Source organism: Streptomyces sp. NPDC004721, from assembly GCF_053601495.1.
On sequence record NZ_JBSGBZ010000109.1, the window covers coordinates 1 to 11436 of the forward strand.

Annotated in this window: 14 protein-coding genes and 3 pseudogenes; 6 read left to right on the forward strand and 11 right to left on the reverse strand. The window is 68.5% G+C overall.

Annotated features, from left to right (window positions below; genetic code table 11):
- The 5 genes and pseudogenes from ACWEK3_RS41045 to ACWEK3_RS41065 form a co-directional block, all read right to left on the reverse strand.
- Nucleotides 1-103 (reverse strand): annotated as a pseudogene (locus ACWEK3_RS41045) (IS982 family transposase); the annotation flags it as partial.
- A gap of 91 nt (nt 104-194) precedes the next feature.
- The gene (locus tag ACWEK3_RS41050) at nt 195-500 is read right to left on the reverse strand and encodes a hypothetical protein (RefSeq protein ID WP_453252132.1); all 306 of its coding nucleotides are present in this window, start codon (nt 498-500) and stop codon (nt 195-197) included.
- 119 nt (nt 501-619) lie between these two features.
- Entirely contained in the window at nt 620-1807 is a 1188-nt protein-coding gene (locus ACWEK3_RS41055; RefSeq protein WP_453252133.1) for an IS1634 family transposase, read from the reverse strand.
- A 137-nt stretch (nt 1808-1944) separates the two neighbouring features.
- Nucleotides 1945-2661 carry an SDR family oxidoreductase gene (locus ACWEK3_RS41060; protein WP_453252134.1) on the reverse strand — a complete coding sequence of 239 codons (717 nt, stop codon included), beginning with the start codon at nt 2659-2661 and terminating at the stop codon, nt 1945-1947.
- Between the two features lies 1 nt (nt 2662).
- Nucleotides 2663-3079, reverse strand: coding sequence for a carboxymuconolactone decarboxylase family protein (locus ACWEK3_RS41065; protein WP_453252135.1), 417 nt, complete (start codon nt 3077-3079; stop codon nt 2663-2665).
- Between the two features lie 175 nt (nt 3080-3254).
- On the opposite strand from ACWEK3_RS41065, the gene ACWEK3_RS41070 reads away from it, so the two are divergent.
- The gene (locus ACWEK3_RS41070; protein ID WP_453252136.1) at nt 3255-3632 is read left to right on the forward strand and encodes a MerR family transcriptional regulator; all 378 of its coding nucleotides are present in this window, start codon (nt 3255-3257) and stop codon (nt 3630-3632) included.
- A gap of 357 nt (nt 3633-3989) precedes the next feature.
- The gene (locus tag ACWEK3_RS41075) at nt 3990-4868 is read left to right on the forward strand and encodes a recombinase family protein (RefSeq protein ID WP_453252137.1); all 879 of its coding nucleotides are present in this window, start codon (nt 3990-3992) and stop codon (nt 4866-4868) included.
- Between the two features lie 67 nt (nt 4869-4935).
- On the opposite strand, the gene ACWEK3_RS41080 is transcribed toward ACWEK3_RS41075, so the two are convergent.
- Nucleotides 4936-5337, reverse strand: a complete 402-nt coding sequence (locus tag ACWEK3_RS41080) for a nuclear transport factor 2 family protein (protein ID WP_390728171.1) — start codon at nt 5335-5337, stop codon at nt 4936-4938.
- Entirely contained in the window at nt 5334-6332 is a 999-nt protein-coding gene (locus tag ACWEK3_RS41085; RefSeq protein ID WP_361421231.1) for an NADP-dependent oxidoreductase, read from the reverse strand. Before ACWEK3_RS41085 ends, ACWEK3_RS41080 begins: the two co-directional genes overlap by 4 nt.
- Nucleotides 6333-6454: 122 nt before the next feature.
- Here ACWEK3_RS41085 and ACWEK3_RS41090 point away from each other — a divergent pair, with 122 nt between their 5' ends.
- A complete protein-coding gene (locus tag ACWEK3_RS41090) occupies nt 6455-7330 on the forward strand; it encodes a LysR family transcriptional regulator (protein ID WP_361421233.1) in 876 nt (291 codons plus the stop codon).
- 69 nt (nt 7331-7399) lie between these two features.
- Here the strand turns inward: ACWEK3_RS41090 and ACWEK3_RS41095 are convergent, their stop codons facing one another.
- Nucleotides 7400-7666, reverse strand: coding sequence for a hypothetical protein (locus tag ACWEK3_RS41095; protein ID WP_453252138.1), 267 nt, complete (start codon nt 7664-7666; stop codon nt 7400-7402).
- A gap of 408 nt (nt 7667-8074) precedes the next feature.
- On the opposite strand from ACWEK3_RS41095, the gene ACWEK3_RS41100 reads away from it, so the two are divergent.
- Nucleotides 8075-8968, forward strand: coding sequence for an alpha/beta hydrolase (locus tag ACWEK3_RS41100; RefSeq protein ID WP_453252139.1), 894 nt, complete (start codon nt 8075-8077; stop codon nt 8966-8968).
- Nucleotides 8969-9033: 65 nt separating this feature from the next.
- On the opposite strand, the pseudogene ACWEK3_RS41105 reads toward ACWEK3_RS41100, so the two are convergent.
- A pseudogene (locus tag ACWEK3_RS41105) lies at nt 9034-9192 on the reverse strand (site-specific integrase); the annotation flags it as partial.
- Between ACWEK3_RS41105 and ACWEK3_RS41110 the strand changes: the two are divergent.
- Nucleotides 9131-9466 carry a Tn3 family transposase gene (locus ACWEK3_RS41110; RefSeq protein WP_453252140.1) on the forward strand — a complete coding sequence of 112 codons (336 nt, stop codon included), beginning with the start codon at nt 9131-9133 and terminating at the stop codon, nt 9464-9466. The pseudogene ACWEK3_RS41105 and the gene ACWEK3_RS41110 overlap by 62 nt on opposite strands.
- Before the next feature lie 125 nt (nt 9467-9591).
- On the opposite strand, the gene ACWEK3_RS41115 is transcribed toward ACWEK3_RS41110, so the two are convergent.
- Together ACWEK3_RS41115 and ACWEK3_RS41120 are read right to left on the reverse strand one after the other, a co-directional pair.
- Nucleotides 9592-9936, reverse strand: a complete 345-nt coding sequence (locus ACWEK3_RS41115; protein WP_453252141.1) for a helix-turn-helix domain-containing protein — start codon at nt 9934-9936, stop codon at nt 9592-9594.
- Between the two features lie 679 nt (nt 9937-10615).
- Complete coding sequence (locus ACWEK3_RS41120) at nt 10616-11245, reverse strand: type III effector protein (protein ID WP_453252142.1); 630 nt, start codon at nt 11243-11245, stop codon at nt 10616-10618.
- 128 nt (nt 11246-11373) lie between these two features.
- On the opposite strand from ACWEK3_RS41120, the pseudogene ACWEK3_RS41125 reads away from it, so the two are divergent.
- Nucleotides 11374-11436: pseudogene (locus ACWEK3_RS41125) on the forward strand (Hsp20/alpha crystallin family protein); the annotation flags it as partial.

The window sequence follows — 11436 nt, forward strand, 5'->3', positions numbered from 1 at the left end:
AGTCCGTCAATCGCGGTGGGCGGCCCAGCCATCGGGTGTCTCCAATCTCGTCGTCGATCTTCACGTACAGTGCGGTGAGCAGGGCGTCCAGGTCACTCGTCACAGATCGATCTTGGACGCCCTGTCCGCGTTCCCAAACGCACCGTCAGCATTCGGAATGACTCGTCTAGCCCCGGACTTCGCGGGTCACCGTTTCAGGTCTGTGGCCATCGGGTCTGTCCGATGTCGGTGTCGAGTAGGTTGAGGAGGTGGAGTTGGACGCCGCGGGTGATCTGGACGGTGGGCGGGCCGGTGACGTTGCCGATCCGCAGGGTGAGTTCGCCCAGGTGGTAGAAGATCATGCGGCCGGTGGGGCGGACGCGGCGGTTGTCGGGGTAGAGACCGCTCATGGTCTGGTCGGGGCCGAGCGCTCGTCTGACCTGCCGCTCGATCAGGCAGAAGACCAGCAGGGCCAGGCAGATGACCTGGATCAGGGCGGCGACGCGCCGGTTGTGCTGCACGAAGACCGGCGCGACCGCGAGCGGGCCCTTGAAGTCGTGGTAGCGGCGCTCGACCGCGCCCTGGCCCTTGTAGTGGATCAGGACCTGCCCGGCGTCTGCCCGGTCGGCGGGGACGGACGTCAGCAGTGCGTACCAGCCGTCGACAGCAGCTTCGGCGTCCAGGACACCTTGGTCGAAGTGCCAGGCCAGGACCGGGGTGCCGTCCTCGGTGTCGGTGACGGCCCAGCGCAGGCAGGAGGTGATACGGCGCTTGGCTGCGATGACTCCGATCCGGGCGACGATCTTCTCCCGGGTCTTGTAGTGGGTCCGCCGGCCGCGGCGGTGAGCTTGTTCAGGTCCTCGGTGGCCTTGGCCAGGCGTTTGGCCCGGGCGGCTTGCTGGCCGGCGGCGTTCGCGGTGGAGTGGACCAGGATCCGTCGCACGGTGAGGGGCGGGTCGCTCTTGCGTGGCCCGGTCAGGGTGTGGGTGTCTTCCAGCACGCGGTAGGTCTCGCGCCGCTCGGCGGGCTTGCCCGCGTCCCGGTCCGGCGTCCAGTCCACGACGGTGGCCTGCGCGAGATCGAGAGCGGCATAGACCTCGTCCTTGACCTGCGCGGCCGGGGCCGGGGCGATGAACTGGACCCCGGCCGCCAGCAGAGCGCAGATGTTGGAGTAGGACACCAGCTTGGAGTCGGCGACCATCAGGAAGTCGCGCTCACCGGCCATGGCCCGCAGGTCCTTCATCGCGCCGACCACCTGGGAGACTTCGGCCGCGCCACCGCCGAAGGCCCGGGCATGGAGCGGGATGCCGCCGTCGGCCGACACCGCGAGTCCGGCCTGGACCTGCTTCAGATCGAAGCGCCGGTCCTTGGGATGCCCATAGCCGATGACGGGGAAGTCCTCGTCCTGGCTCTCGACCGGGAAGGCCCCGTGCACGGACATGCTGGTCATGTCCCAGTGCATCCGGGCCACATCGATCCCGAACTCACCGATCGCCCGCGCCCCGACCGTGCCTGCGATGTGCTCCAGGTGCGGAGCGATCGCATCCAGTGCCCGGGCCAGACGGTCATCGTTGAGCAGACCGGGCTCGATCCCGAAGACCTCCTCCACCGCCCAGCACCTAGCCCAGTCCTCCACCCGCACCAGCGGCGCGGGCGACGTCAGCCGGTTGGCCACCAACGCCTCGATCACCTGCCCGTGCGTCACCAGCGCACTCGCGCCACCAGGACACACCGCGTCGACGATTCCGGCGACACCCAGCCGGCGCAGAAACTCGGCAGCGACAGGCAGAGCGCCCAGACGCTTCTCCACCACGGACGTCACCGCCACTTCAAAACGCTGACGGACAGACCGTGGCCGCGGGGACCGGGAAGTCATCGACACACCCGATCCAACGCCACACCCCCGGCCCAGGACACCCCCAGGCCGGTCACACCATACGAATCAACGACCCGCGAAGTACGGGTCTAGCCGGCCAGTGCGGTGAGCACGGCGTTGGGTTCGCTGGTGAGTGCGGCCTTGACGGTTCGGCTCCAGTCGTCGACGAGGACTTCGATCTGATTGTTCTCGATCCCGTCGAGGCTGAAGCGTGCGACGTCGGTGGGGTCGATCTTGGGTCCCTCGTACCCGGCGCTGATATCGGTGTCGGCCGCTCCCAGATGCACGCCCTGGACCAGGACACCTGCGGGAGCGAGCTCGAGACGCAGGCTGTTGGTCAGGCTCCATTCGGCTGCTTTGGCCGCGGAGTAGGCACCGGAGCCGGGGTAGGAGAACCATGACAGCGCGGACAGGATGTTGGCCATCGCGCCCTGGTGCGCTCGTAGTGCGGGGGTGAACGCCCGGGCCATGGAGAGGGTCCCGAACACGTGTGTCTCGATCTCGCGCCTGACGGTGTCGACGTCGGCCTTGAGGAGGGGCTGGGAGGTGGAGATCCCGGCGTTGTTGATCAACACCGACACGTCTTCGGCCCGGTGTGCTGCCGCCTCGACCGCGTCGGTGTCGGTGATGTCCAGGCGCACGAGCTCGACGCGTGGGTCCTCACGCATCTCCTGGTCGGCGGCATCTGGGTTGCGGATGCCGGCGTAGACCTTGCGCACGTCACGAGCGAGGAGCTCGGCAACGAACCGGCGGCCGATGCCGCGGTTCGCGCCCGTGACCAGGGCGGTCTGTCCTGCGAGCTCCATTTCAGGCCTCCTGGCCGGCGGCTTCGCGGGCGGCGAAGACCTCGGCCGCGGCGAAGAATCCGTTGAGAGCGGCGGGGAACCCGGCGTAGACGGCCATCTGGGTGAGGGTCTCGATGATCTCTTCCTTGGTCCAGCCGACGTTCATCGCGCTGTCGACGTGGGTCTTGAGCTGGAGGTTCGCGGTGCCCATGGCGGTCAGCGCGGCCACGGTGAGGAGCTCGCGCGTCTTGACGTCCAGGCCGGGGCGGGAGTGGATGTCGCCGAGCGTGAACTCGATGAGCAGGTCCGCGAACCCAGGGGCGATGCCCTCCAAAGCGTCGAAGGACTGCGCGCCGGCCGCGCCGTGGATCGACTCGTAGTAGGCGATGCCCTTCTTGTACCGCTCGCTCTTGCCGGTCAGGTCGATGCCGTCACTCATGATGTGTGCCTCCTCAGGCCGATTCGTTCTGCCCGGTCCCGTCTGCTCGTGCACCAGGGCGCGAGAACGGGGGCCGGGTGTGTGGTGGTCTCCGTGCTTAGAGCCGTCGCCTACGCTAGAACCTGACACTGATGTCAGAGACAAATCCGCCAAGGCGAATGTGACGGGAGACACGATGAGGATCGGGGAACTGGCGGATCGAGCCGGCGTCAGCGTGCGCTCGCTGCGTTACTACGAGCAGCAGGGGCTGCTGGACTCGGACCGCACCGCGGGCGGGCAGCGTACCTACGACGAGGGCGCGGTCGAGCGGGTTCAGCTGATCCAGCAGCTCTACGCCGCAGGCCTGCCCAGCCACACGATCGTCGATCTGCTGCCGTGCGTGTCTACGGGAATGGTCACCGGCAGCATGTACGACAAGATCCGGCACGAGCGCGACACCATCCAGCAGCGCATCATCGAGCTGACCGCGGCACGCGACAAGCTCGACGGCGTCATCGAGCACGTCCTACGCGTCGGGATCTACGACGAACCGTCACCGCAAGCCGCCGGGTGACGAACACGTCCTAGGCGGAGCCCGCGCAGCAGCGCAAGACCCTCGATCGAGCAGCGGGCTCGCACTGGCCCGTACGACGCTCAGAAGAGCACCGGGTCACCAATCCGTGTGTGGCGCAATGCCGTCCCGGTAGTCATCTCCACAACATAGTCCACAGCTCTGATCATCCGGTGCGACAACATGACTACGTGGAGGAGCGGAGCGTGACGGCCGTCACGCTCCGCGCTTGCAGAAATGAGTAGTTCTGAGAAACCGGAAACCCCCGCCGAGCCGTGTCCGGTTTGCCCCTGATCTTCGCTCTCACAACCTCTCGCAAAACGGCTTTCGCACAAAGCCCCTCGCGATAGGTTTTGCGACATGCCAGAACCCCCCGAACCGGCCACCGCAGTCGAACAGTACGACTGTCCGACCTGTGAGGTGCCCGCCGGAAGCACCTGCCGCACCCGCGGCGGCAAAGTCGCCCCGAAGTACCACACCCCCCGCTTCATGCTCGTCCCCCAGCTCCGCGCCGAGCTGGAGGTGAAGACCCCCGCCGACCGCGGCCCCGGCCGCGCGTGGGAAATGGGCCCCGCCATCGACGCCGCAGCACACGAGACGGCTACCAAGCCCACCAGGGTGGGCTACGCGAGGTGCAGCACCGCCCAGCAAGAACTCCAGAGCCAGCTCGACGCGCTCGCCGAGGCCGGGTGCGACCCGGTCTTCTCCGAGAAGATCAGCACCCGTATCAAGGTACGACCGGAGTTCGTCAAGGCGATGGACTTCGTCCGCACCATCAAGAAGGCCGTCCCGCACCAACGGGTCATCCTCACCGTCCACGAGATGAAGCGCCTCGGCCGTGGCGCCGCCGAGCTGCTGGCCATCGCCGAGGACCTGCGCCACCACGACATCGAACTCGAACTCCTCACCGGCCCCCTCCAAGGCGTCTACGATCCGTCCGGGCACGGCGCCGCCCTGTTCGCCTTCTTCGCCGGCATGGCCGAGTCCGAGCGCGAATACATCCGGGAGAAGTCCCTCGAAGGCCAGGCGTCCGCCCGCGAACGCGGCCGGCACGGCGGGCGCCCCAAGGTCGTCGACGACGACATGGCCGCCTACGCCCGGTCCTTGCGGGCCAACGGGGTGCCCGTACCGCAGATCGCGCAGAAGCTCGCCATCACCTCGGGCAAGAACAAGGGCGAACACCCCTCGGTCGCCACCGTCTACCGCATCCTCGCCGAGGAAGCCGACAGCACCGCGTGAGACCGGACGCCCGCCAGATCTTCAAGATCAGCTCGTTGCCCTTTGACGCGTATCTGGGTCACACCCCCTATAAGGCGTTGTCCAGCGTCAGGGTGAGCTCGGCGATCCGCCACCTACCGTCGGACCGTCGCAGGCTGAACGTGTAGACCCCGGTCGAGATCATCTGGATGCTTTCGCCGGTGTTCCTCGTCTGCAGCAGGTAGGCCCGCATCTCAGCGGTGGCGGCGTCCGCGGTCGTGACCACGACATTGCTCAAGTGGTGCCGCACCCTTCCGGTCTGGGCCGTGTGCCCGTCACGGATGAAGTCGAGCACCGCCGTGCGTCCGGCGACCGGGCCGAGCGCCCTTTGTCCAGGCATCGTGAAGGTCCAGGTGGTGTCCTCGGTCAGGACCGCTTCCAGCTCAGGCACATTCAGCTCGTCCAGGGCGTGGGCGTAGTTCGCCACCGCCTGCTGGAGTTCGGCGATCACGAGACCACCGTCAGCACGATCTTGCCTTGGATGTGGCCCTGCGCGGCTCGCGTGTGTGCGCGGCCCGCCTCGGGCAGCGGGTAGGTGCTGTCCACCCCGACCTGGAGCTTGCCCTCGTCGAGCAGGTGCCCGATCTCGGCGAGCTGGGGGCCGTTGGAACGTACCTGAATGTTCGAGACGGTGATGCCCAGACGCGCCGTCTCTTCCGGGTCGTACTGGGCGAAGAACACCGGAAGCATGGTGCCTCCGCGCTTGAGCACGGTCAGGAAGCGTGAGCTGTCCGGGCCACCGACGGTGTCGATCACCAGGTCGACGCCGCTGGCCACGTCCGCGGCCTGTGTCGTGGTGTAGTCGATGAACTCGTCGGCGCCGAGCTTGCGCAGGAACTGCTCGTGCCGGCCCGAGGCCACCGCGATGACGTGTGCCCCCTTCCATTTCGCCAGCTGCACCGCGAAGTGGCCCACTCCACCGGCGGCCCCGTTGACCAGCACGGTCATCCCCGGCGTGATCGGCACCGGCCGGTGCACCTGGCCGGTGAAAGGAGACGGCACGTCGTGGCCGAGATCAACCAGATACTGCCAGGCCGTAAGCACGGCCATCGGCGCCCCAGCCGCCTGCACGTGGTCGATACCGGCCGGCTTGTGAGCCAGGTCGGAAGCCGGCGCGGCCACGTACTCGGCGTATGTCCGACCGTCGAATCCGGGGAACCGAAGCATGCCGAAGACCTCGTCACCGACGGCGAACCCCAGCACATCCGGAGCGACCGCCTGGACCACGCCCGACATGTCCGTTCCAGGGATCAGGGGGAACTCCAGCGCTGGCCTCATCTCGGCCGGCATCACCTTCATCCCCTCACGCAGGTACCAGTCCGGCGGGTTGATGCCCGCCGCGTGCACCCGGACGAGCACCTCGCCCGGGCCGATCTCGGGAACCGGCACCTCGTCATACTGCAGAACTTCCGGCCCGCCCGCTTCGTGGAACTGGATCGCCTTCATCGCGCCTGTCGCTTTCTCGGGGAAACGTTGCTCCTTCAGTCAAGGCCCGGGACGGCATGGCCGTCCAAGACCGGTTCGGCAACCTGATCATTCCGAAACGGCATGACGCGTACCCTGCAAGGGTGAACGATCTCGGACAGGACCTGGAACTGCGGCTCGTGCGCTACTTCACCGTGGTGGCGGCGCACCAGCACTTCGGCCGGGCCGCCGCCGACCTGCACGTAGCCCAGCCGGCGCTGAGCCGTCAGATCCAACGGCTCGAAAAATATCTCGGCACACGACTGCTGGACCGAACCCCCCAGGGCACCCGACTCACTCCGGCCGGCCAGACGTTCCTCCCCCGGGCCCAAGCCCTGCTGCAGGCCGCCCGCCAGGCCGAGCTGGCCGTGCGTGAACAAGCCCAGACCGAACGAATCGCCATCGGCTACGTCGAAGACCTGGTGATCACTGCCGCCGTACGGGAACTGCGCCGTCGTTACCCCAACGCCGAGATCGCCACCCGGCATCTGAGCTGCCGCGACGTCGGGGCACTGTCCGACAAGCGCGTCGACGCCCTGATCGCGCGGGCCCCGCTGCCGCTCGTTGCCGACGACGTGTTCACCACCCCGCTGTACGAGGAGCCCCGGATGCTCGTGGTCCCGCGCGGCCATCCCTTGGCCGACCGCGCGTCGGTGACCGCGGAAGAACTGGCTGGCGAAGAGGCGGCGCCGTGCGCGTTCGAGACCGCAGACTGGGCTTCCTACCGGATCCTCGGGGCCGGCGTGCCGCCGATCGAGAGCTACGAGGACAAGCTCGAACTCGTCGCGAGTGGCAGGGCGATCGCCGTGCTACCGGTCGGCGATCGGCGTAGCTCACTGCGTCCTAACCTCGTCACCGTCCCGGTCGAGGGCGCTCCCCCCAGCCGGGTCGTCCTGGTCAGCCGCAAGGGCGACCCGAATCCGATGATCAGGAATCTTCGGCTGGCTGCCAAGGCCGTCCTGACCGCCCCGGCATCCTGACCGGGACCAGGTCGGGCGATGACCATGGGCGGCAGGTCTACCACGGCCTCGGAGTGGAGGTCCGCCGGCTCACCGCAGGCTGAACACCACTCGACGCAGGAACTGCCCGTCTTGTCGCCAACTGCTCTCGTTGTCGCCAACTGCTCTCGGGAAACGACAATGGCCTGTGCTTGAACCGCCCCGGCTCGAATAGCCCTGCTTGGCCTGCTGCTCGGCCTGGGCGACCAGGTCGAGGGCGATGATCCGGGCGTACGTCGCCCCCGGCCGTCTGCCCGCAGCGGTCGCGTACTGCCGGGCGGCGTTCGGCCGGTCGCCCAAGGTCTCGAACACCTTCACCGTAGGGGAGTGGACGGTGGCGGCCAGCGGGCCCCACACCAGAGCCCAGAACGGAACCTCGTCCCCGGCCCGCACCCCGGAGGCGAGGGCGGCGCGGGCGTGCGTCCTTCCAGCTCCACATGACCGGCATGGACACAGGTGTGTGGCGTGCCGGCACGCGGCGGTGATGGCCTTGTCCGTGGCGTCGGCGACTCGAATCTCGTCCCTTCCGCCGGCGCGATCGGTCGGACGGCAGCGGCCCGCTGCCACCGTTCACGCACCCGTGGCAGCGACTGCGCCACGGCGAGACGGCCGTGGCCACCGTGCAGCAGTCCCCCGGCGGGCAGGGCGCCCCCGTCCCCGAGATCGCCCGCAAGCTCGTCATCACCTCGGGCAAGAACCAGGGCAAGCGCCCCTCGGTCGCCACCGGTGGCCGGCGGGCCGACCGGCTCGGTCCGGGCCCGGATCGTCAAGCCGGCCGGTGCCGCCGGCCCCTTGCCCGTCATCGTCTACATCCACGGCGCCGGCTGGGTCTTCGGCAACGCCCACACCCACGACCGCCTGGTGCGCGAGCTCGCCGTCGGCGCGGGCGCGGCCGTGGTTTTCCCCGAGTACGACCTCTCCCCGGAGGCCCGCTACCCGGTCGCCATCGAGCAGAACTTCACCGTCGCCCGCTGGGTCGTCACCGACGGCGCGACCAAGGGCCTGGACGCCACCCGCATCGCCGTCGCCGGCGACAGCGTCGGCGGCAACATGACCGCCGCTCTCACCCTCATGGCCAAGGCACGCGGCGGCGTCCCGCTCCTCGCCCAGGTGCTCTTCTACCCGGTCACCGACGCCAGCTTCAACACCTCGTCGTACCGTCAGTTCGCCGAGGGCTACTTCCTGCGCCGCGACGCCATGCAGTGGTTCTGGGACCAGTACACAACCGACCCCACCCAGCGCGCCGAGATCACCGCCTCCCCGCTGCGCGCCACCGCCGAGCAGCTCACCGGCCTCCCCCAGGCGCTGGTCATCACCGGCGAAGCTGACGTCCTGCGTGATGAGGGCGAGGCATACGCCAACAAGCTCCGCCAGGCCGGCGTCCCGGTCACCGCCACCCGCTACCAGGCCATCATCCACGACTTCGTCATGCTCAACGCCCTGCGCGGCACCAACGCCGCCGAGGCCGCCATCACTCAGGCGATCGACTTCCTCGCCAAGGCGCTCACGCCTGACCAGCCCTCGTCCTGCGCCCGCGCCCGCTCAGCAAGCCGACGCGGGCGCGCGGCCTTCGAGTGCCCCTCTGAGCCCCCGAACACGATGCCAGGCCAGCAGCGCTGACGATGGAATCGGAAGCCATTGAGCAGCCGACCCGGCGGCAGCCGCGCATCAGCGGCGGGCGTTTCGGGCGCGAGCACGCTGGTGATCTCGGCGATCGCCTCCGGAGACGGCTTGAAGTAGCGGACGTTCTCCGGCTTCCTGTGCCGGGACTTCGCCATCAGCATGAGCAGCGAGGCACCATGCTCACCGAGGTGGGTCAGGGAGGAGTGGCGGTATTCGTGCAGGCTCAACGCTCTGCTCACGAACGCGGTCATTTTTCACAATGCCCTGGACATCGCCGAGATCGTCCGCCAACTGCTGGAGGAAGGCTGGACGATCGAGCCGGAGGACCTGGCGCACATCTCGCCGTACCTGACCGAGCACATCAACCGGTTCGGCGAGTACAGCACGCACGAGCTCGGCATCCAGCCCGAGGCGTACGACCCGAAGCTGGACGTGGATTTCGCCCCGCTGCGCGAGGCGGACCCGGCCGCGGCCGGCTTCGGTCAGGCCGCCTGAGAGGCCGCGGCCGGGGCGGCATCATGGAGTCCATGGACGATTGATCGAGGGTGCTTACGGCGGCGCGGCCGGTGGCGGCAGCATCGTCCGCTGGCCGGTGTTCACCCCAGGATCGGCGTGCTGATTCAGGCTGAGTTCTTCGACTGCGACTTGCGGCCTTGTGTACGCAGTTGCTCGTTGATACGCCGGGCTTCTTCGAGCTGGTCTTCGAGGATGACGATGCGGCAGGCGGATTCGATGGGGGTGCCCTGGTCGACGAGTTCGCGGGCGCGGGCGGCGATGCGCAGCTGGTAGCGGGAGTAGCGGCGGTGGCCGCCTTCGGAGCGCAGCGGGGTGATCAGGAGGTGTTCGCCGAGTGCGCGGAGGAAGGCGGGGGTGGTGCCGAGCATCTCGGCGGCCCGGCCCATGGTGTAGGCGGGGTAGTCGTCATCGTCGAGATTATCGACGGGACGGGAACTGGCAGGGGGCATAGACCTCTTCTTTCAGGGGACACGTCGGGGGGCCCGGGTGCCGTACGGCACCCGGGCCCCGAGCTTTTCAACACCATCTACCGGCGAACTGCGCCGGTCTTCTTTGTCCGCAGGTTCCGCCTGGGAGGGCGGGGCTGCGGGGATCGCGGATGCGTGACCGGGGACCACCTTCCAATCCGGGGCCTGCGGTACCCGGGCGGACTTCTTCCTCGCCCGGGCGATCCTGATGGCGTCTGCTCCTTTACCTTCGGCTACTCGGTCGTACTGCTGGATAACGCGGGTACTGCTCGCAGCCCCCGTGGGGGTCCTGCTTGACCTGCATGCGCGGCAGTTCATCTCTGCCGTGCCCATCTCGACTTCCTGGGTACACGGAAAAAAATAACCCTGCGACGAGCCCATGTCTACTGTGACCGCGACAGATTTTCTTCAGGTTCGATGCGTGTGATTTTGCCGCAAACACATCTGTAAGAGTGATGCCCCGGCGCGAACCCACGAGGCGCGGACGAAGAAGCTGGCCTCTACGAGCTGTGTGTGCTGGTCAGCTTGCGGGATGCGCTGTGTCGGCGGGAGATCTGGGTGCCGGGGCGAACCGGTGGCGTAACCCGGAGGACGACTGCCGCCGGACTTCGAGGGCAACCGGGGGTTCGCCCGGGGCGGAGGCTGACTGGGCTGGGCGAGGTCAGGGGGGTGTGAGGGTGTCGAGCCGGGCGGCGAGGTCGGGGTGGGCGGCGGCCAGGTGGGGGCGGGCGGCGGCCAGGGGGGCGATGAGGTCGGCGGGGTCGTTGTGGGCGAGGGCCGCGTGGAGCTCATTGAGCGGGCGGCGGGCGGCGGGGGGGAGGTCGGTGAGGGCGGTGATCTGGCCGGCGAGGCGGCGCAGGTCGGCCGCATTGCGGCGGGCCCAGGTGGCGGTGTTGCGGTCGGCGGCCCGGGCCTGGCGGGTGGCCGTCACACGCTGTTCGCCGGTGGTCCCGGCCGGGCCGGGGCGGCCGCGCAGGTAGCGGCGCTCGGCGGCCTGGCGGCTGGCGACACCCAGGGGAGCGGCGAGGTCGGCCCAGCTGGCTCCCGCGTCCCGGGCCGTTTCGATCAGGCCGGTCTCCCAGCCGGCGAGCCGCTCACGTACCTGCCGCAGCAGCATCAGCGAGGCGAGGGCCTGCTCCGGGGCCGGCCCGGTGCCGAGGGTGTCGGGGGTCTCGTGCTGGGCGTCGCGCAGGGCGTCGTCTATGGCTTTCAGGGCCGCCGCGGCGGCGAGGAACGACGCCGGGCTGTGGGCGTCGGTGTCGGTGGAGACCGGCTGGTCGGGTGCGGTCACGGGCACCTCCCTCGGATCGTCATCACGTAGACGACATCATGTTTGTCATCCATTGGATGACATGTTACAACGGTGTCAGTGAGGCGCATTGGCAGCTACTGCCTGAACCTGCTGGAGGTGTTTTCACGATGTTGATGCGCACTGACCCCTTCCGTGAGCTGGACCGGCTGGCGCAGCAGCTGATGGGCCCG

Excerpts from the sequence above, each read along its gene's own strand:
- ACWEK3_RS41065 (WP_453252135.1), bottom strand. The coding sequence starts at position 3,079 with ATGAGTGACGGCATCGACCTGACCGGCAAGAGCGAGCGGTACAAGAAG.
- ACWEK3_RS41070 (WP_453252136.1), top strand. The coding sequence starts at position 3,255 with ATGAGGATCGGGGAACTGGCGGATCGAGCCGGCGTCAGCGTGCGCTCG.
- ACWEK3_RS41110 (WP_453252140.1), top strand. The coding sequence starts at position 9,131 with ATGAGCAGCGAGGCACCATGCTCACCGAGGTGGGTCAGGGAGGAGTGG.
- ACWEK3_RS41060 (WP_453252134.1), bottom strand. The coding sequence starts at position 2,661 with ATGGAGCTCGCAGGACAGACCGCCCTGGTCACGGGCGCGAACCGCGGC.
- ACWEK3_RS41085 (WP_361421231.1), bottom strand. The coding sequence starts at position 6,332 with ATGAAGGCGATCCAGTTCCACGAAGCGGGCGGGCCGGAAGTTCTGCAG.
- ACWEK3_RS41075 (WP_453252137.1), top strand. The coding sequence starts at position 3,990 with ATGCCAGAACCCCCCGAACCGGCCACCGCAGTCGAACAGTACGACTGT.
- ACWEK3_RS41115 (WP_453252141.1), bottom strand. The coding sequence starts at position 9,936 with ATGCCCCCTGCCAGTTCCCGTCCCGTCGATAATCTCGACGATGACGAC.